The following is an 18,921-nucleotide window of genomic DNA, read 5'->3' as shown; positions in this document are numbered from 1 at the left end:
GAGCCGGCCCCGGGAGAGCCGGCCCCGGGAGAGCCGGCCCAGGGCGGCCGGCTCAGGGCGGCCCTGTCAGGACGGGCCGGGGGTCTTCCCCTTCGCCTCGTCCGCCGGGTCGCGCAGCAGCGAACCGATGTGCGTCGCGGCCGTGGCCAGATGCCGGCGGGCCTCCGCGAGCTGGTCCTCGGTGACCCCCCGGTCCCGGGCCGCGTCACGGATGTCGTCGCGGAAGCGGTCCAGCAGGCGGTCCAGGTCACGGGCCGGATCACCCGTGGCCGTCGCGTCGGCGGCCCACTCGATGTCCGGCTCCTCCGGTGCGGGCCGGCTGTACGTGGGCCAGGCGCCGGTCCTGGCGAAGTTGCCCAGCTGTCCCGTGATCTCGGCCAGTCCGTCACGCACCCCCGCAGGCCAGTCGCCCCGCGCGAAGTGCTCCTGGACCTGACGCGCGGCGTTCTGCATCTGCTCCCGCGCCGTCTCGTGCGCCTCCTGGGCCTGGCGGCGGGCCTGTTCGGCGTCCTCCCGGGCCCTGCGGGACTCGTCCTTCGCCCGGCGCGCCTGCTCCTTCCACTCCTGCTTGGCCTTGCGCAGCTCCTCCTTCGCCGTCCGCCAGGCCTCCTTGTCCCCGAGGCCGGGGTCCCAGCCGCCCTTGCCGCCGGCGGAGGTGTGGCGTGACTCGGAGGCCGCCGCACGCATCTCGTTGCGGAGCTGGCCGGCCGCGCCGCGCACGTCGTCCCGGATCTCGGCCGCCAGCTCGGAGACCGACTCGCGGATCTCCAGCTCCAGGTCGGCCAGCTCGCCGCCCCGGCCGGCCAGCTCGGCCCGTCCGGCGTCGGTGATGGAGTAGACCTTGCGGCCGCCCTCGGTGGCGTGGGTGACCAGGCCCTCCGCCTCCAGCTTGGCCAGCCGCGGATACACGGTGCCCGCCGACGGTGCGTACAGCCCCTGGAAGCGCTCCTCCAGGAGGCGGATCACCTCGTATCCATGGCGGGGGGCCTCGTCCAGCAGCTTGAGGAGGTAGAGGCGCAGTCGGCCGTGGGCGAATACGGGGGCCATGTCAGAGCACCTTTCCGGTCGGCTCGGCGTCATGCGGGTGGTCCTGGGCGGGTGGACGCCGCAGCAAGGCGATCGAGCCCGAGACAGTGGTCGCCTTGAGCTTCCCCGTGCCGGCGCCCAGGGTGCCGGTGATCTTCTTGGCACCCCACTGGCCGCCCACGCGCAGGTCCTCGAAGGCATTGGAGACCGTACCGCTCGCGGTGTTGGCCTCGACCTTCGCGTCCGCGGGATGCGGCAGCCGGATGGCGATCTCGCCGGACACCGAGGTCAGTCTGATGTCCGTCGGCTTGGGGGAGGTGTCCAGGTCGAGGACCATGTTCCCGGTGACGGACTCGGCCCGGACCGAGGTGCCCGCGCCCTCCACGACCGTCAGATCGCCGGACACGGACTGGAAGCGCAGATCCCCCGTGACGGTCTGGGCCTCCAGGCTGCCGGACACGGTCTCGGCGCGGACCACGCCGGAGAGGCCCACCAGCGTGCTGTCGCCGGAGATGCCCCGCAGCTCGGTGCGGCCCCGGATCCCCGAGACGACCGCCTCGGCCCCGACGGCGCCGACCTCCACCGTCGCCCCGGCCGGTACGGCGAGCGAGACGGCGGCACTGCGGCGAGGACTCCTGCGGTCGAGCCAGCCGAGGATGCCCTGCCACGGCAGATCCTCGTAGGCGACGGTCAGGGTGCCGCCCTTCTGGGTCACGATCAGCGGCGGCCCGTCGATCGCGGACACCTCCAGCCGGGCGGTCGGTTCGTCGGTGCCGACGACATTGATCATGCCGTCGACGATGCGCACGTGGAGTGCTGTCACGGGGTCGTCGAAGGTGAGCTTCTGGGGCTCGGCGACGGTCCGCGTCGACTCAGGCATGGATCTGACCTCCCACTGGGTGGCGTGACGCAACATATCGCGTCTTCTTGAGAACACGATATATCGCGGTTGAGGAAAGTCAAGGCCGAATCGGAGAGGGCTCAAGGAGGGGCAGATAGGTGCCGAAATGGCTCATATGCGGGCACATTGCCCTAGCGTGTGGAGCATGACCGCGACTTCCGTGGGTGCCCTGCTCCTGTGCCGGGCCGAACCCGAGACCGTACGGCCCGTGGCCCATCTGCTGCGGGAGCGCATGCTGCTCGTGCCCGCCGGGGACGGCTGGAGCGTGCTCGTCCCCGAGGGGAAGCCCTGGCGGAAGGACCCCCGCGAGGGCGCCGCGGCCGACGGAGGCGCCGAACCCGTCGACCGGGTCGTCGGCGGCTGGGCCACCGCCCTGGCCGTGGGCTCCACCTGGCCGGTGCTCGCCCTCTGGTGGGACGACGACCGGTCCGGCTACACCCTCGCCTCGGGCTTCAGGCGGCCGGTGGGCTACACCTGGCTCGCCGACGGCACCCCGGCCGCCGAGGAGGAGGCCATGCGGACCTCCGCCGCCCGGCTGGGCCTCGACCCCGTGCTGGACGTCCAGGCGCTGGAGGCACTCACCCGTGCGGACCCGGAGGCGGACGCCGCCGCCCGGCTGCGCGGACTCCTCGCCGTCCTCACCCGGGCCGGGGTGGCTCTGCCGCCCGGTCTCACCCCCGGCGAGCCCGGCGACCGGCTGCGTTCGGTCGCCGGGATCCATCCGCAGGCGGAGCAGATCGAATGGGCCGGCTGGCGCGATGCCGTACGGGCGGAGCTCGACGCCGTCGAGAGCGGCAGCCTCGGCCCCTGGATGCTCGGCCCGAGGGCCCGCGCCGTGGCGACGGCGCAGGTCGCCACCGGTCTGCCCCTCACCGTGTGGGGCGCGCGCAGGCGCAGCGGCGGCTGGGTCACCGCGGGCCTGATCCTTCTCGTACAGGGCCTTCTGGGGTTCGCGTACAACCGCTTCAGGGGCGCGGAAAACCCCGGACGGTGACTGCCCGGGCGGTGACTACTCGTCCTCGTCGTCGTCCAGCCGGGCCAGCCAGGTCGCGAGACGCTCGACGGGGACCTCGAAGTCGGGGTTGAGGTCGACGAACGTACGGAGCTGCTCGGCGAGCCACTCGAAGGTGACCTCCTCCTCGCCGCGCCGCTTCTCCAGTTCCTCGATGCCACGGTCCGTGAAGTACATGCGACCAGAATAACGAGGCCGGAAAGCCGGAGGACCCGGCCCCGCGAGATGCTCGCGGGACCGGGTCCTCCGTGACGTACAGCCGCTGATCAGGCCTCGAAGACCTCGGCGACCAGCTGGGCCTGCTCGGCCTGGTGGCGCTTGGCCGAGCCGACCGCCGGGGACGAGCCGTGCGGACGCGAGATGCGGCGCAGGCGCTCACCGTGCGGGACGTCGGCACCGACGGCCAGGTCCAGGTGGTCGATCAGGTTGAGCGCGATGAACGGCCACGCACCCTGGTTCGCCGGCTCCTCCTGGGCCCAGAGGTACTTCTCGGCGTTCGGGTACTTGGCGATCTCGGCCTGGATCTCGGCACCCGGCAGCGGGTACAGACGCTCCAGACGGATGATCGCCGTCTCCGTGTCACCACGCTTCTCGCGCTCGGCGTCCAGGTCGTAGTAGAGCTTGCCGGAGACGAAGACGACCTTGCGGACCGCCTCGGCCTTGACCGACTCGTCACCGATGACCGGACGGAAGCCGCCGGTGGTGAACTCCTCCACCTTCGAGGCCGCCGCCTTCAGACGCAGCATCGACTTCGGGGTGAAGACGATGAGCGGCTTGTGGTGCGGGTTGTGCACCTGCCACCGCAGGAGGTGGAAGTAGTTCGACGGCAGGGTCGGCATCGCGACCGTCATGTTGTCCTGCGCGCACATCTGCAGGAAACGCTCCGGACGGGCGGACGAGTGGTCCGGGCCCTGGCCCTCGTAGCCGTGCGGGAGCAGCAGGGTGACGCCGGACGTCTGGCCCCACTTCTGCTCGGCCGAGGAGATGAACTCGTCCACGACGGTCTGCGCGCCGTTGACGAAGTCACCGAACTGCGCCTCCCAGATGACCAGGGACTCCGGGCGGGCCAACGAGTAGCCGTACTCGAAGCCCATCGCCGCGTACTCGCTGAGCAGCGAGTCGTAGACGTTGTAACGGGCCTGGTCGTCGGAGAGGTAGAGCAGCGGGGTGTAGTCCTCGCCGGTCTTCTGGTCCACGAGGACGGCGTGCCGCTGGCCGAACGTGCCACGGCGGGTGTCCTGGCCGGCGAGCCGGACCGGGGTGCCCTCCATGAGCAGCGAACCGATGGCCAGGGTCTCGCCCATGCCCCAGTCGATCGTGCCGTTCTCCACGGAGGCGGCACGGCGCTGCATCTGCGGCAGCAGACGCGGGTGGACGGTGATCCCGTCCGGGATGTTCACCTGCGACTCGGCGACCAGCTTCACGACCTCCGAGGAGACCGCGGTGGTCACGGCGACCGGGAACTCGGCCTGGACGTCCGGGACGTGCGGCTGGGACGGCGCCGAGGTGGCCTCGCGGACCTCCGCGAACACCTTCTCCAGCTGGCCCTGGAAGTCTTGGAGGGCCTGCTCGGCCTCTTCCAGCGTGATGTCGCCGCGACCGATGAGGGACTCGGTGTAGAGCTTGCGCACCGAGCGCTTCTTGTCGATCAGGGTGTACATCTGCGGGTTGGTGAACTCCGGGTTGTCGCCCTCGTTGTGACCGCGGCGGCGGTAGCAGATGAGGTCGATGACGACGTCCTTGTTGAACGTCTGCCGGTACTCGAAGGCGAGCCGCGCGACGCGGACCACGGCCTCCGGGTCGTCGCCGTTGACGTGGATGATCGGCGCCTCGATCATGCGCGCCACGTCCGTGGCGTACATCGAGGAGCGCGAGGACTCCGGGGCGGCGGTGAAGCCGACCTGGTTGTTGATCACCACGTGCACGGTGCCACCGGTGCGGTAGCCGCGCAGCTGCGACATGTTGAGCGTCTCGGCGACGACGCCCTGGCCCGCGAAGGCCGCGTCGCCGTGGAGCGCGACGGGCAGGACCGTGAAGTCCGTGCCGCCCTTGTTGATGATGTCCTGCTTGGCGCGGGCGATGCCCTCCAGGACAGGGTCGACCGCCTCCAGGTGCGAGGGGTTGGCGGCCAGCGAGACCTTGATCTGCTCGCCGTCCAGACCGGTGAAGGTGCCCTCGGCGCCCAGGTGGTACTTGACGTCACCGGAGCCGTGCATCGACCGCGGGTCGAGGTTGCCCTCGAACTCCCGGAAGATCTGCGCGTACGACTTGCCGACGATGTTCGCCAGGACGTTCAGCCGGCCGCGGTGGGCCATGCCGATGACGACCTCGTCCAGCCGCGCCTCGGCGGCGGAGTCGATGACCGCGTCGAGCAGCGGGATGACGGACTCGCCGCCCTCCAGCGAGAACCGCTTCTGGCCGACGTACTTCGTCTGCAGGAACGTCTCGAACGCCTCGGCGGCGTTGAGGCGGCGCAGGATCCGCAGCTGCTCCTCGCGCTCCGGAGCGGGGCGCGGACGCTCCACCCGGTCCTGGAGCCACTTGCGCTCCTTGGGCTCCTGGATGTGCATGAACTCGATGCCGGTGGTGCGGCAGTACGACTCACGCAGCACGCCGAGGATGTCGCGGAGCTTCATCATCGTCTTGCCGGCGAAACCGCCGACCGCGAAGTCCCGCTCCAGGTCCCACAGGGTGAGGCCGTGCTCGGTGATGTCCAGGTCGGGGTGCTTGCGCTGGCGGTACTCCAGCGGGTCGGTGTCGGCCATGACGTGGCCGCGGACCCGGTAGGAGTGGATCAGCTCGAAGACCCGCGCGGCCTTGGTGACGTCGTCGTCGTGCGAGGCGTCGATGTCCTTGAGCCAGCGGACCGGCTCGTAGGGGATCCGCAGCGCCTTGAAGATCTCGTCGTAGAAGTCGTTCTCGCCGAGCAGCAGCTGCGACAGGACGCGGAGGAACTCGCCGGACGCGGCACCCTGGATGACCCGGTGGTCGTACGTCGAGGTCAGGGTCATGACCTTCGAGATGCCCAGCTTGTTCAGGGTGTCCTGCGAGGTGCCCTGGAACTCCGCCGGGTAGTCCATCGCGCCGACGCCCATGATGAGGCCCTGTCCGGGCATCAGGCGCGGCACCGAGTGGACGGTGCCGATGCCGCCGGGGTTGGTCAGCGAGGCGGTGACTCCGGAGAAGTCGTCCATGCCGAGCTTGCCGACGCGGGCACGGCGGACGATGTCCTCGTAGGCCTGCCAGAACTCGAAGAAGTTGAGCGTCTCGGCCTTCTTGATGGCCGCGACGACCAGCTGGCGGTCGCCGTTCGGCTTCACCAGGTCGATGGCCAGGCCGAGGTTGACGTGCTCGGGCTTGACCAGGGTCGGCTTGCCGTCCTTCACCGCGAACGAGTAGTTCATCGACGGCATGGCCTTGAGGGCCTGCACCATCGCGTACCCGATGAGGTGCGTGAAGGAGATCTTCCCGCCGCGGGCGCGCTTCAGGTGGTTGTTGATGACGATGCGGTTGTCGAAGAGCAGCTTCACCGGCACGGCGCGGACCGACGTGGCCGTCGGCAGCTCCAGGGAGGCGTTCATGTTCTTCGCGACGGCGGCCGACGGGCCGCGCAGCGTCACGTACTCGGGGCCGGCGGGGGCCTCGGCCGGCGCGTCCGCCTTGGCGGGGGCCGGGGCCGCCGCCTTCACGGGCGCGGCCTTCGCGGGGGCGGCCGGCGCCTTCGCGGGAGCCGCCGGAGCGGCCGCCGCGGGCTTGGCCGGAGCGGCGGGGGGCGCGGCCGGGGCCTGCGCCTCGGTCTGCGCCGGTGCGGTGTTGTTCACGGTGTTCGCGGCGGGGGCCGCCGGCACCGCTCCCGCGGGTGCGGGGACGGGCTTGTCCGCCGTGCCGGACGTGCCCGGCTTGTAGTCGGCGAAGAAGTCCCACCAGGCGCGGTCGACCGAATTGGGGTCCTGGAGGTACTGCTGGTAGATCTCGTCGACTAGCCACTCATTGGGGCCGAAAGCGGCCGCCGGGTTGGACCCGGAGCCCGCTTCTTGATCGGTCGAGATGCTCGAGTTACTGGGGGACTGAGACGACACGGCGGCAACCGCCCTCTTCCGCTTCACAAGGTGATGGACAGCGGAAATCAAGGCTACGCCTCCCGAGCCGTTACGTGCAGGCCGGGCCGGTCTTCGTCGTGCACATCACATCGGAAGCCGGGTTTCGGCGCATGAAATGGCGGGAAACAAGCAGGGTTCCGCTGCCCTTCGGGTACGCGAGGCCAGTGCTAAGGCCCCCTGGACCGTATCTCTTTCCCGGACGGGAGGGAGAAACGGGTCCCTCCGCTTCGAACGCGGGGTCAACCCTGTGTCTGTGCGGTCCCCGGAAGAGTGACCTGGATCCGGCAGCCACGGGCGGATTCGGCCACGCCGATGCGGCCGCCGTGCAGATCCACCGCCCAGCGGGCGATGGCGAGACCCAGCCCCGTACCGCCGTCGGAGCCCGGCCCGTGCGGGGACGGCGCCTGGCCGCGGTTGAAGCGCTCGAAGACCCGGTGGCGCTCGGCCTCCGGGATGCCGGGCCCCTCGTCGATGACCTCCAGCTCCAGCGACTCCGGGTACTCCCCGCGCCGCGCCAGCACGGTGACCCGGCCGTGCGGCGGGCTGTGCTTGACGGCGTTGTCGATGAGGTTGGCGACCACCTGGTGCAGGCGCTCCGCGTCCGCGTGCGCCGTCAGCTCGGGCGGCGACACGTCGAGGTGCAGATGGACGTCCGTACGGGAGTGGTTGCCCGAGCCGGAGGAGAGCCGGCGCTGCGAGGCGGCGAGGTTCGCCTCCTTCAGCACACCGGACAGGTACGGCCACACCTCGAAGCGGCGCGCCTTGATCGCCACCACGCCGTTGTCCAGCCGGGAGAGGTCCAGCAGGGTCTCCACCAGCCGGCCCAGGCGCTCGGTCTGTTTCAGCGCCGTACGCATCGTCTCGGGATCCGCGGCGGACACCCCGTCCACCACGTTCTCCAGGACGGCTCTGAGCGCCGCGATCGGGGTGCGCAGCTCGTGGGAGACATTGGCCACCAGCTCCTTGCGGTGCCGGTCCTCCGCCTCCAGATCGTCCGCCATGCGGTTGATCGTCTGCGCCAGGTCGCCGAGCTCGTCACGCCGCCCGGCGCCGCTCACCCGTCTCGTGTAGTCGCCGTGCGAGATCGACCGTGCGACGGCGCGCATCTCGTCCAGCGGCGCGGTCAGGCCGTGCGCCACGAACTGGGTGATCAGCAGGGTGGCGATCACCGAGAAGACCGTGATGAACCGGAATTCGGTCCTGGTCCGCAGGGCGACGATCAGGAGTCCGGTCGTGATGAACACGGAGACCACCACGAGCGTGCCAAGCTTGGCCTTGATCGAGAAGGGCCGCAGTCCCGAGCCGGGCCGGGTCATGGCGCGGGGGTCTCCAGGGCGTAGCCGACGCCGTGCACGGTACGGATCCGCTCGGCGCCGATCTTCCGGCGCAGGGCCTTGATGTGGCTGTCGACCGTGCGGGTCCCGGAGGCGTCCGCCCAGTCCCAGACCTCGGCCAGCAGCTGCTCCCGGGACAGCACCGCGCGCGGTGTGTTGGCCAGGCAGACCAGCAGGTCGAACTCGGTCGGGGTGAGGTGGACGTCGTCGGCGCGCACCCGGACACGGCGCTGCGCGTGGTCGATCTCCAGCTCGCCGAGGCGCAGGATGCCGCTGCGCGGCGTCACGGCGGCCAGCGCGGCCCGCTCGACCCGGCGCAGCAGGACGTGGACCCGGGCCGCCAGCTCCCGCATCGAGAACGGCTTGGTCATGTAGTCGTCGGCGCCGACCCCGAGCCCGACCAGCATGTCGGTCTCGTCGTCGCGTGCGGTGAGCATCAGCACCGGCACGGGGCGCTGGGCCTGCACGCGGCGGCAGACCTCCAGGCCGTCGAAGCCCGGAAGCATGATGTCGAGCACCATCAGGTCGGGCTGCCAGGCCTCGGCCGCGTCGACGGCCGCCGGCCCGTCCAGTGCGGTCTGCACCAGGAAGCCCTCGGCCCGCAGCCGGGCGGAAATGGCGTCGACGATCGTTGCGTCGTCCTCTACCACCAGCACCCGGCGCTGAGCCCCGGGGGTGGCCGCGACGCCGTTGTGGGTGGTGTGTGTCTGTTCCATCGCCCCGCCCCTGCCCGTTCTCGCGGAGGCCATTCCCCCGGAGGCACGGTTATCGCTTGTGGATTACGTCGTGGTTCCTGTGTGCCGGTCAGAGCGTAAAGGCAGAAGGCGCCTCTCGGCTACGCAGGGTGTTGTCCGTCGTGAAGGTGTTACCCACGGGAAAGGAGACGGATCGGCGGACTTACGCCGTAGATCCATGGTGCGGCAGGGATGTGGACACCTCGTGGGGGTTCAGTCGCCCCGGAGTGCGAGATGGACCACGTCCGGCACACCTCGGGCAACCGCTACTTCTTCGGTCGTTACTGCGTGGAATCCGGCATTCCGCAAAGCGTCGCCGAAGGCTTCGGACGGCTGCGCGGACCACACGGCGAGGATTCCGCCGGGCGTCAGACGGGCCCGGCAGGCCGCCAGGCCGGTGGGTGAATAGAGGTTTCCGTTGTCCTGGGTGACGGTCCAGTCGGGGCCGTTGTCGATGTCCAGGCAGAGCGCGTCGTAACGCTCCGTGGTCGTACGCAGATGGTCGACGAGGTCCGTGCGGAGGATCTCGGTCCGGGGGTCGGCGAGGGCGTCCCCGGAGATCCGGCCGAGCGGTCCGTCCAGGTGCCAGTCCACGATGGCCTGTTCCCGCTCGACGACCGCGATCCGGCCCCAGCGCGGTTCGCCGGCCGCCCGCACCAGGGAGAAGCCGACGCCGAGCCCGCCGATCAGCACCGACGGATCCCGGCGGTCCGCGGGCAGCGCCGCGAGCGCCGCGTCGATCAGCAGCCGCTCGGAACGCCCGTCGGAGGTGTCCATCAGGAAGCATCCGTTGGCGATGATCTCGAAGTCGTCGCCGTGCTCACGCAGGACGACTTCACCGAAGGGGCCTTCGCGCCGGTCGAGGACGACGGGGCGGTGGGCATCTGTGGCGGGCATGGGCGCGGTCTCCGGTCTCCGGGTAGGCGGCGGCTCTCTCGTGCAGCCGCCCAGTTTCGCCTGTCAGCGGGGTCGCGGGCCAGTCGATTCCCGCGGTCTCACCCTCCGGGGCGCGCGATCGGTACCCGGGCCTCGGACGTCCCGGGAATGGTCGTGCCTCCTGGGGTGCTGCCGTAGGAGCGGGGTGTGGTGCGGAGTCCGTGCGGGCCCGGTTCCCGCCCCGGTCCTCGCAGGTCGAGCGGGGTGATGTGGGTGATCGCTGAGAGCGAACACCGCCGGGGGAACATTCATGAGCTCACAAGCATTGAGTCCACATAGCTCAACTTGCCTGCCGAAGGGGAGATCATGACTGCTGAGTCGAATGCCAAGGCGTCCACGCCGGTCGACCTGCCCGTGCTGCCGCTGGACGACGAGGTCGTGCTGCCCGGAATGGTGGTGCCGCTCGACCTGTCGGACACGGAGGTGCGCGCCGCCGTCGAGGCCGCGCAGGCCGTCGCGCGGCCCGGGGGCGGCAAGCCCGAGGCGCTGCTCGTGCCGCGTATCGACGGGAACTACACCGGGACCGGCGTCCTGGGCACGGTCGAACAGGTCGGCCGTCTTTCGGACGGCGACCCGGGCGCCCTCATCCGGGCCCGTGACCGGGTACGGATCGGTGCCGGGACCAGTGGGCCCGGGAGTGCGCTGTGGGTCGAGGGCACCAGGATCGACGTAACGGTGCCCGACCCCCTGCCGGGTTCCGCCGCCGAGCTCGCCAAGGAGTACAAGGCGCTCGCCACCAGCTGGCTGAAGAAGCGCGGTGCCTGGCAGGTCGTGGACCGGGTCCAGCAGATCGAGGACATCTCCGCGCTCGCCGACAACTCCGGTTACTCGCCCTTCCTCACCACCGCCCAGAAGGTCCAGCTGCTGGAGACCGTGGACCCGGTCGCCCGGCTGAAGCTCGCCATCCAGTGGCTCGGCGAGCACCTCGCCGAACAGGATGTGGCCGAATCCATCGCCAAGGACGTCCAGGAGGGCGTCGACAAGCAGCAGCGCGAATTCCTGCTGCGGCGCCAGATGGAGGCCGTACGCAAGGAGCTCTCCGAGCTCAACGGCGACCCTGAGGACGAGTCCGACGACTACCGGGCCCGTGTCGAGGCCGCCGACCTTCCCGGCAACGTCCGTGAGGCCGCGCTCAAGGAGGTCGAGAAGCTGGAGCGCGCCTCCGACCAGAGCCCCGAGGGCTCCTGGATCCGGACCTGGCTGGACACCGTCCTCGAACTCCCCTGGAACGAGCGGACCGAGGACGCCTACGACATCAAGGGTGCCCAGGAGATCCTGGACGCCGAGCACGCCGGGCTCCAGGACGTGAAGGAACGCATCACCGAGTACCTCGCGGTGCGCAAGAGGCGCGCCGACCGGGGCCTCGGCGTGGTCGGCGGCCGGCGCGGCGGTGCCGTGCTGGCCCTGGTCGGCCCGCCCGGCGTCGGGAAGACCTCGCTCGGCGAGAGCGTCGCGCACGCCATGGGGCGCAAGTTCGTCCGGGTCGCGCTCGGCGGTGTCCGGGACGAGGCGGAGATCCGGGGCCACCGGCGTACGTACGTCGGCGCGCTTCCCGGGCGCATCGTCAGGGCGATCAAGGAGGCCGGTTCGATGAACCCGGTCGTCCTGCTCGACGAGATCGACAAGGTCGGCTCGGACTTCCGGGGCGACCCGGCGGCCGCGCTGCTCGAAGTGCTCGACCCGGCGCAGAACCACACCTTCCGCGACCACTACCTGGAGGTCGAACTCGACCTCAGCGACGTGGTGTTCCTGGCCACGGCCAACGTCCTCGACGCCATCCCGGAGGCCCTGCTCGACCGCATGGAGCTGGTCACGCTGGACGGCTACACCGAGGACGAGAAGGTCGTCATCGCCCGGGACCACCTGCTCCCGCGTCAGCTGGAGCGGGCGGGCCTGGAGAAGGACGAGGTCGGGCTCGACGAGTCGGCGCTGCGCAAGCTCGCCGGCGAGTACACCCGGGAGGCGGGCGTGCGGAACCTGGAGCGGGCGGTCGCCCGGCTGCTCCGCAAGGTCGCCGCGCAGCACGAACTGGGTGACCGGGAGCTGCCGTTCACGGTGACCGACGAGGACCTGCGCGGTCTGATCGGCCGGCCGCACCACGTGCCCGAGTCCGCCCAGGACCCGGCCGAGCGCCGTACCGCGGTGCCGGGTGTGGCCACCGGGCTCGCGGTGACCGGGGCGGGCGGCGACGTGCTGTTCGTCGAGGCCTCGCTGGCCGACCCGGAGACCGGTGCCTCCGGACTGACCCTGACCGGTCAGCTCGGCGACGTGATGAAGGAGTCGGCGCAGATCGCGCTGAGCTTCCTGCGGTCGCACGGCGCGGAGCTGGAGCTGCCGGTCGCCGACCTCAAGGACCGGGGTGTGCACATCCACTTCCCGGCGGGCGCGGTCCCCAAGGACGGCCCGAGCGCCGGTATCACCCTGACGACGGCGCTGGCCTCGCTGCTCTCCGGACGGCTCGTCCGTACGGACGTGGCGATGACCGGTGAGGTGTCGCTGACCGGGCGGGTACTGCCGATCGGCGGCCTCAAGCAGAAGCTGCTGGCGGCGCACCGCGCGGGCATCACCACCGTGGTGATCCCCCAGCGCAACGAGGCCGACCTGGACGACGTCCCGGCCGAGGTGCTGGAGAAGCTGGACGTCCACCCGGTGACCGATGTCCGCCAGGTGCTGGAGATCGCGCTCGCCCCGGCCTCGGCCAGGGCGGAGAACAGGATCCCGGCCGCCGCGTAGGCGTCATGCTGTGACGGGCGTGGCATCACGCCGACGGCCGGTACGGACGGCCCGCCTTCCCCCCGGAAGGCGGGCCGTTCCGCGTACGGACACGGCTCAGGGGCGGTAGACGGTGCCGGGCACCGGCTCCGCGGGGGCCATCAGCTGGGGGACCGTCACGAAGGTGTAGCCGGACCGCTGCAGCGCGTCGATGATGCCCGGCACCGCCGGCACCGTGCCCTTGTAGATGTCGTGGAGCAGGATGATGCCGTCCCTGTCCGCCTGTTCGAGGGTCCGCCTCCGGATCAGCGTGGAGTCGTTCGTCGAGTAGTCCTTGGCGGTCGTGCTCCAGAGGATCTGGGAGAGGCCCAGCTCCTTGCTGATCCCGGAGACCGTGTCGTCGGTACGGCCCTGCGGCGGACGCATCAGCCGCGGCTTCCTGCCGGTGATCTTCGCTATCGCGTCCTGGGTCTTCTCCAGCTCGGCGCGTATCTCGTCGGGCTTCTTGTCCGTCAGGATCTCGTGCGACCAGGTGTGGTTGGCGACCTCGTGCCCCTCGGCGGCGATGCGCCGCACGGTGTCCGGGTGCTTGAGGACATGGTTCTCACCCAGCAGGAAGAAGGTGGCCGGCACCTTCTTCTCCTTGAGGATGTCCAGGAGACGCGGGGTGTCCTCCCCGGGGCCTGCGTCGAACGTGAGGGCGATGCACTTCGCCTTGCGGCAGTCCACGGAGCCGAACGACCCCTTGGCGTCGGGGGCGGCGTCGGCGCGGGCGGAACCCGGGGCCGTGGTCTGCATCGAGCAGCCGCTGAGCGTCAGGGTGAGCACCGTCACAAGAGCGGCGGCCAACCCCGTACCCCACGACGGCATCTTTCCGGGCACCACGGACACAGCGCATCACTTCCCCACAGGTCGGCCGCACGTCGGTGGTGCGGCACGCCAGGGACTATACATAGTGTGTATACGCGCAGTGCATAGCTGGCCGGGGCAGCGCCGAGCCCCGGTGACCTGGAGCGTGTCACCGGGGCTCGGTACCTGAGGGGCGGGAGGGGTCAGCCGTTCGCGAGGGCCACCACGCGGTCGAGCGCGCCGTTGAAGTGGTTGTGGTCGCCGACCGTCGGGCCCGACGACGTGTACTGCCAGATCGTGTAGACGCCCCAGCCGGCCGGGAGTTCGCCGACCGTGGTGTTGTAGCGGGCCACCCAGAGCGGGTTGGTGGTGCCGAAGCCCGCGTTGTTGCCCGTGCAGTCCTTCCACCAGCTGGTCGCGGTGTAGATCACCGCGTCACGTCCGGTGCGCGCCTTGTAGGTGTTCACGAAGTCGCGGATCCAGGCGACCATGGCGGCCTGGGTCTTGCCGTAGCACTGCGCGCCGTACGGATTCCACTCGATGTCCAGCACGCCGGGCAGCGTCCTGCCGTCCTTGGACCAGCCGCCGCCGTTGTCCACGAAGTAGTTCGCCTGGGCCGCACCGCTCGTCGTGTCCGGGGTGGCGAAGTGGTACGTGCCCCGGATCATGCCGACGTTGTAGGAGCCGGTGTACTGCTGCGTGAAGTACGTGTTCTTGTAGTACGTGCCTTCGGTGGCCTTGACGTAGGCCCACTTCACGCCGCTGTTCCACAGTGTCGGCCAGGCCACGTTGCCCTGGTGGCTGGCGACGTCCACGCCTTCGGTCTGTACGGCGCTCGTCCCGGTCGAGGGGGTGCCCCCCTGACCGTCGTGGGCGATCACGCCCTGGCCCATCCTCGCCGTCCCCCGTTCGGGGACGGCGGCGGTGCCGGCCGCCGAGGCCGCGCCGGGCAGCGTGAGCAGCAGGGCGAGTGCGGCGAGGAGCGTGCCGCCCGCGAAGAGGCGGCGGCGGGCGGGTGCTGCGGTTCCGGATCTGTGCACGGGCATTGCGTGCCTCCGAGGGCTCGGTGGGGGAGCTCATGGCCCAGGAGCGGGTGCGGGACGCTCCTGGGGTGCGTGCCGCCATGGTGTGGACATGCCACCCGTGGCACTCACGAAGCTACGCACGTAGACCCGTGCTCCGGAAGGGGGCCTGGCCGCTGCCGGAGGTCTACGCCTACGAAATACTGGCCCAGCTGCGGTGATGACCGGGGCTGAAAGAAACTTTCATCGGCGGGAAAGCGTATGAGGGGTGCTGACGTGCACGGGAGCGGAAGCGGCGAGGAACCCGGCGCGAAGGCCGGAAGTGGTGTGGACCATGAATTCCTCGCTCTGGAGCGGGAGTTGTCGGTCTTTCTGCGCCGGGCACGGGCCAACTCCGGTGAAATGGCCCGCGAGGTCCACCCGGATCTCGAAGCGGCGGCCTACGGGCTCCTCGTACGGCTGGAGTCGGCCGGCCGGCAGCGCGCCACCGACCTCGCCGCCTACTTCGGGGTGGGCAAGGCGACGATGAGCCGCCAGCTGCGGGCCCTGGAGGGTCTCGGCCTGGTGGCGAGGGAGACCGACCCGGCGGACGGCCGCGCCTCGCTCGTCCACCTCACCGACGAGGGCCTCGCGCGCTTCCGCAGCGTCCGCGACGCCCGCCGTGGCCGCTACGCCCGCAACCTCGCCGACTGGGACCGGACCGAGGTCGCCGAACTGGCCCGCCTGCTGCACCACTTCAACGAGCGCTCCGAGGACTGAGGCGCCCGGCCGGCCCGGTGGGTCCGCTACAGCTCCACCAGGACCGCTGTCGCGTCGTCATGCGTCTTGCCGCGGCGCAGGTACACGCGGCCGGTGTCGGCCCGCTCCAGCTCCCGCACCCGGTCGATCAGCCCCTGCGGCCCGGCCTTGCGCAGCACGTCCAGGGTGGCGGTCCAGTCGCCCTCACGGAACTTCTCCGTCCAGCGGCTCGCCCCGTCGGTCAGCGCGGCCAGCGCCCGGACCTCGGACCGCGGGGTCTCGCCGGTCACCGCGCGTGACGCCACCCGGGGGTCGGCCGCCGCCGTGAAGAAGCCGCCCTCCTTGTTCCGTACGCGGGCGTCGGCGATCTCCTCCGAGGCGAGCGAGCCCGGCGGCAGCCGGTCGATGCGGTCGTCGAGCAGCGGCCGGACCGTGCCGTCGGGGGCCTCGACGAGCAGGGCCGAGTCGGACAGCACCAGGTGCTCGACCCGCCCCTCGTCCCAACGCGCGAGGACCACCGTTGCCTGAGGCGTACGCGGGTGAGAAAGGTCACACAGCGAACGGTGGGTGTCGGCGGTGCGCCGGATGGACGCCGAAAGGATCTCGGCCAGGGTCAGATCCCGCCGCGAAGCGGACAGTTCGGCCAGGGAGCCTCCGAGCCGCGCGGTGAACCACGGGACCGAGTGCACGCAGCCGTCGCTGCCCGCCGGAGGCGTGACGCCGTCGAGCAGAACGAGGACACCGCCCTGGCCTGCCGCCGGGGCGACGGCCGACGCCCAGTCCTCGTTGGGGCGTTCGGGGCTGCCGGGTGCGGTGGCGAGTTCGATACGCATCCGGCCAGTCTGCACGATGCCTTCACGTACCCTGCACGATCCGGCGGTTGGACCGTACCAGCAGGTCAGATGGCCGTCCCGGGCGGAATTCAGGGCTCCGTGCATATGCGGGCGGGCATACTGCCAAAGCCTGGCCCGAAGTTCCACCCGGTGGTCCGTGCATGGCCTGCGGCGCCTGTGGGGAGACTTGTTCGCCAACTCCGGAGTGCGGTTCACTCGTTCGAGTGGCGGAGCGGTTGATGCACGGCCCCCTCTCAAAAGCGCTGGAATGGTCAGAAGCCGTACGGGGCACACGAGGGCGGGCGCCCATTCACGTGACCGTGCGTCACCTCTGCTTCAAGGGCGGACGAGTCAAGATTGCGAGCACCGGTGCAGAAGAAGCGGCCTCGGAGCAAGGACAGCACGCGCGAGGGGCCCGGGGCGATGCCTCAGGCAGCGGGTGCCGCCAAGCGAACCGTGCGGGTACGCAGCCGGCTCGTCGCCGGCGTTGCCGTCGTGGGGATCACGGTCATCGCTGCGGGCGCCCCGGCGGCCCTCGGCGCGTCCTCCGATCTCAACGAGTCCCAGCGGCTGGTCACGCTGGCCGAGCTGAACCAGCAGGCGATCACCCTCGCGCACTCCCTCGCGGACGAGCGCGACGAGGTGACCGCCCACATCGCGGGCGGCCGTGAGGACGAGGACGCCACGTCCGGCACCACGAGCCCCGCGGCCCGGGTCGACCAGCAGGTGGACGAGATCCGGGAGGCCGCCCCGGCGTCGCTGAGCCGGGACCTCGCCGCCATCCCCTCGCTCCGCCGGACCGCACTCACCGGCAAGGGCTCGGCGATGGAGGCGTACCAGGCGTACTCCGAGGTCATCGACAAGCTCCACGGCCTCGCCGACGAGCTCGACCGGAAGACCCCGCCGCGCGCCGCCGACGCCACCCGCGCCCCGCTCGCCCTCGGCGGAGCCGTGGAGCAGGCCTCGGCCACCAGGGGGCTGATCCTGGCCGCGCTCGCGGTGCCCGGCACGAAGCCGCAGCAGCAGATCGACCCGTTCACCGGACTGCCCGTGCAGACCCAGGACGAGGGCGGCAGCGAGAACGACCGCGACCGCGACGAACTGAGCGCCGCCGCCCAGCAGGCGCGGGTGCGCGAGCTCGCCTCCCTCGCCGAGTTCGACCAGGCGGCCGGGCCCTCCGCCCGCGACCGGCTGGCCTCCACGGTCACCGGCCCCGAGGTCACCAGCGCGGAGAAGTACCTCACCCGGTTCACCGACCGGCCCGAGCTGTCCGACTCCGACCGGGCGGCCGACCCCAAGAAGGTCCAGGCGGCGCTCTCCGCCCGGATCGACCGCATGCGCGGGGTCGAGTCCGCGCTGGGCACCGAGCAGGTCAAGCGCCTGGAGGGGCTGCGCGACGACGACGTCACCGCGCTGGAGCTCCGCCTGGCCCTGCTCGGCGGCTGCCTGCTGATCGCCGTCGGCGTCTCCACCGCCGTCGCCCGCACCCTCACCCAGCCGCTCGCCGTCCTGCGGATCGGGGCCGGGCGCATCGCCGCCGAACCCGAGACCGCCGAACCGGTCCGCTACACCGGGCGCAACGACGAGTTCGCCCAGGTCGTACGGTCCATCAACGCCCTGCACGGCAAGCTGCACGGACTGCACCACGACGTCACCGGCCGGCTGGAGGGCCTGCAGAGCGAGCGGGGCGAGCTCATCGCCGGCCGCGAGGCCCTCACGCTCCAGCGCGCCGAACTCCAGGTCACGGTGGCGGAACTCACCAGCCAGCTCGAACGGCTGCGGAACACGGTCCACCACACCTTCGTCAACCTGTCGCTGCGCACGCTCGGTCTCGTGGAGCGCCAGCTCGGCGTCATCGAGGGGCTGGAGGAGCGCGAGCAGGACCCGGAGCGCCTGGCGACCCTCTTCAAGCTGGACCACATGGCCACCGTCATGCGGCGCCACAGCGAGAACATGCTGGTCCTCGCCGGGACCGACCACAACCAGGGGCACGCGGGCCCGATCCCGCTCGTCGACGTCATGCGGGCCGCCGTCAGCGAGATCGAGCGGTACGAGCGGGTCACCATCCAGTCCCTGCCGCCGCACGCGCAGATCGCGGGCTTCGCCGCCGACGACCTGAGCCACCTCGTCGCCGAACTCCTGGAGAACGCCACCTCCTTCTCCCCGCCCGACTCCCATGTCGAGCTCTCCGGCTGGCTGCTGGAGACCGGGGAGGTGATGCTCTCCGTCCAGGACGAGGGCATCGGCATGTCGGCGGTCCGGATGGGCGAACTCAATGCCAGGCTGGCCGACCCGGCGTCCTTCGAGGCGGGCGAACAGGCCGCGGACGGTGCCGGGCTGGGTCTTCAGGTGACCTCGCTGCTGGCGGCCCGCCACGGCGTGCGGGTGCAGCTGCGCGAGCAGAAGGGGAGCGGGGTGACCGCGGTCGTCGTCCTTCCGCAGGCGCTGCTGCCCAAGGCGCCGCCCGCGTCCTCGCCGCCGCCCGTGCCGCTGTCCGGGGACGCGCCCACGCTGAACCTCCCGGGATCGGTCGCCGAGGCGAACTCCAACGCGCTGCCGCCCCGTTCGCCCCTGCCGGGGGAGGACCCGCTGATCGCGGCCGCCGAGCGGACCCTGGAGACGGCGGCCCCGCAGCCGACGGCCCCGACCGAGCCCGTCGCCCCGGCGCCCGCCGCCGAGGCCGAGCCCGCACCGGCCGATCCCGCGCCCACCGAGCCCGCACCG

General features: G+C 71.2%; 14 protein-coding genes. 4 read left to right on the top strand and 10 right to left on the bottom strand.

The genetic code is table 11. The features are described from left to right. Positions 1-66 precede the first annotated feature (66 nt). Both JKV81_RS18350 and JKV81_RS18345 read right to left on the bottom strand, forming a co-directional pair. A complete protein-coding gene (locus JKV81_RS18350) occupies positions 67-1,047 on the bottom strand; it encodes a PadR family transcriptional regulator (RefSeq protein WP_129265408.1) in 981 nt (326 codons plus the stop codon). Between the two features lies 1 nt (position 1,048). After that, entirely contained in the window at positions 1,049-1,906 is an 858-nt protein-coding gene (locus tag JKV81_RS18345; RefSeq protein WP_129265409.1) for a DUF4097 family beta strand repeat-containing protein, read from the bottom strand. Positions 1,907-2,072: 166 nt separating this feature from the next. On the opposite strand from JKV81_RS18345, the gene JKV81_RS18340 reads away from it, so the two are divergent. Further along, positions 2,073-2,921: a hypothetical protein gene (locus JKV81_RS18340; RefSeq protein ID WP_202076820.1), complete on the top strand. Its 849-nt coding sequence runs from the start codon at positions 2,073-2,075 to the stop codon at positions 2,919-2,921. A gap of 15 nt (positions 2,922-2,936) precedes the next feature. On the opposite strand, the gene JKV81_RS18335 is transcribed toward JKV81_RS18340, so the two are convergent. From JKV81_RS18335 to JKV81_RS18315, 5 genes are all read right to left on the bottom strand, one after another. Continuing rightward, complete coding sequence (locus JKV81_RS18335; RefSeq protein WP_014048295.1) at positions 2,937-3,116, bottom strand: DUF6104 family protein; 180 nt, start codon at positions 3,114-3,116, stop codon at positions 2,937-2,939. Positions 3,117-3,205: 89 nt separating this feature from the next. After that, positions 3,206-7,018 (bottom strand): multifunctional oxoglutarate decarboxylase/oxoglutarate dehydrogenase thiamine pyrophosphate-binding subunit/dihydrolipoyllysine-residue succinyltransferase subunit, encoded by a 3,813-nt coding sequence (locus tag JKV81_RS18330; RefSeq protein WP_129265410.1) that lies wholly within the window; start codon positions 7,016-7,018, stop codon positions 3,206-3,208. Between the two features lie 260 nt (positions 7,019-7,278). Next, complete coding sequence (locus JKV81_RS18325) at positions 7,279-8,355, bottom strand: HAMP domain-containing sensor histidine kinase (protein ID WP_129265411.1); 1,077 nt, start codon at positions 8,353-8,355, stop codon at positions 7,279-7,281. After that, positions 8,352-9,089, bottom strand: a complete 738-nt coding sequence (locus JKV81_RS18320; RefSeq protein WP_014154105.1) for a response regulator transcription factor — start codon at positions 9,087-9,089, stop codon at positions 8,352-8,354. Before JKV81_RS18320 ends, JKV81_RS18325 begins: the two co-directional genes overlap by 4 nt. A gap of 231 nt (positions 9,090-9,320) precedes the next feature. Next, positions 9,321-10,004 (bottom strand): spermidine synthase family protein, encoded by a 684-nt coding sequence (locus tag JKV81_RS18315; protein WP_129265412.1) that lies wholly within the window; start codon positions 10,002-10,004, stop codon positions 9,321-9,323. 345 nt (positions 10,005-10,349) lie between these two features. Between JKV81_RS18315 and lon the strand changes: the two genes are divergently transcribed. Next, entirely contained in the window at positions 10,350-12,776 is a 2,427-nt protein-coding gene (lon, locus tag JKV81_RS18310; RefSeq protein ID WP_202076818.1) for an endopeptidase La, read from the top strand. A gap of 96 nt (positions 12,777-12,872) precedes the next feature. Here lon and JKV81_RS18305 read toward each other — a convergent pair whose 3' ends face one another. Together JKV81_RS18305 and JKV81_RS18300 are read right to left on the bottom strand one after the other, a co-directional pair. Continuing rightward, entirely contained in the window at positions 12,873-13,625 is a 753-nt protein-coding gene (locus JKV81_RS18305; RefSeq protein WP_236057070.1) for a polysaccharide deacetylase family protein, read from the bottom strand. Between the two features lie 182 nt (positions 13,626-13,807). Continuing rightward, positions 13,808-14,650 (bottom strand): lysozyme, encoded by an 843-nt coding sequence (locus tag JKV81_RS18300; RefSeq protein ID WP_129265414.1) that lies wholly within the window; start codon positions 14,648-14,650, stop codon positions 13,808-13,810. Between the two features lie 237 nt (positions 14,651-14,887). Between JKV81_RS18300 and JKV81_RS18295 the strand changes: the two genes are divergently transcribed. Then, positions 14,888-15,385: a MarR family winged helix-turn-helix transcriptional regulator gene (locus JKV81_RS18295; RefSeq protein WP_236057065.1), complete on the top strand. Its 498-nt coding sequence runs from the start codon at positions 14,888-14,890 to the stop codon at positions 15,383-15,385. 26 nt (positions 15,386-15,411) lie between these two features. Here JKV81_RS18295 and JKV81_RS18290 read toward each other — a convergent pair whose 3' ends face one another. Continuing rightward, on the bottom strand, positions 15,412-16,197 hold the full coding sequence (locus tag JKV81_RS18290; RefSeq protein WP_129265416.1) for a protein phosphatase 2C domain-containing protein: 786 nt from the start codon (positions 16,195-16,197) through the stop codon (positions 15,412-15,414). A 369-nt stretch (positions 16,198-16,566) separates the two neighbouring features. Here JKV81_RS18290 and JKV81_RS18285 point away from each other — a divergent pair. Further along, on the top strand, positions 16,567-18,921 hold a 2,355-nt coding region (locus tag JKV81_RS18285), incomplete at its 3' end, for a sensor histidine kinase (RefSeq protein WP_202076816.1).

Origin of the sequence: Streptomyces silvae, assembly GCF_016745505.1 — a bacterium.
GTDB classification, from domain to species: Bacteria; Actinomycetota; Actinomycetes; order Streptomycetales; family Streptomycetaceae; genus Streptomyces; species Streptomyces silvae.
This window is presented reverse-complemented; position numbering and strand designations above follow the sequence as displayed.

What these genes read in the sequence shown, in the direction of transcription:
- JKV81_RS18350 (WP_129265408.1), bottom strand. Translation starts at nt 1,047, where the DNA reads ATGGCCCCCGTATTCGCCCACGGCCGACTGCGCCTCTACCTCCTCAAG.
- JKV81_RS18315 (WP_129265412.1), bottom strand. Translation starts at nt 10,004, where the DNA reads ATGCCCGCCACAGATGCCCACCGCCCCGTCGTCCTCGACCGGCGCGAA.
- JKV81_RS18300 (WP_129265414.1), bottom strand. Translation starts at nt 14,650, where the DNA reads ATGCCCGTGCACAGATCCGGAACCGCAGCACCCGCCCGCCGCCGCCTC.
- JKV81_RS18305 (WP_236057070.1), bottom strand. Translation starts at nt 13,625, where the DNA reads ATGCCGTCGTGGGGTACGGGGTTGGCCGCCGCTCTTGTGACGGTGCTC.
- lon (WP_202076818.1), top strand. Translation starts at nt 10,350, where the DNA reads ATGACTGCTGAGTCGAATGCCAAGGCGTCCACGCCGGTCGACCTGCCC.
- JKV81_RS18325 (WP_129265411.1), bottom strand. Translation starts at nt 8,355, where the DNA reads ATGACCCGGCCCGGCTCGGGACTGCGGCCCTTCTCGATCAAGGCCAAG.
- JKV81_RS18295 (WP_236057065.1), top strand. Translation starts at nt 14,888, where the DNA reads ATGAGGGGTGCTGACGTGCACGGGAGCGGAAGCGGCGAGGAACCCGGC.
- JKV81_RS18320 (WP_014154105.1), bottom strand. Translation starts at nt 9,089, where the DNA reads ATGGAACAGACACACACCACCCACAACGGCGTCGCGGCCACCCCCGGG.
- JKV81_RS18345 (WP_129265409.1), bottom strand. Translation starts at nt 1,906, where the DNA reads ATGCCTGAGTCGACGCGGACCGTCGCCGAGCCCCAGAAGCTCACCTTC.
- JKV81_RS18335 (WP_014048295.1), bottom strand. Translation starts at nt 3,116, where the DNA reads ATGTACTTCACGGACCGTGGCATCGAGGAACTGGAGAAGCGGCGCGGC.
- JKV81_RS18290 (WP_129265416.1), bottom strand. Translation starts at nt 16,197, where the DNA reads ATGCGTATCGAACTCGCCACCGCACCCGGCAGCCCCGAACGCCCCAAC.
- JKV81_RS18340 (WP_202076820.1), top strand. Translation starts at nt 2,073, where the DNA reads ATGACCGCGACTTCCGTGGGTGCCCTGCTCCTGTGCCGGGCCGAACCC.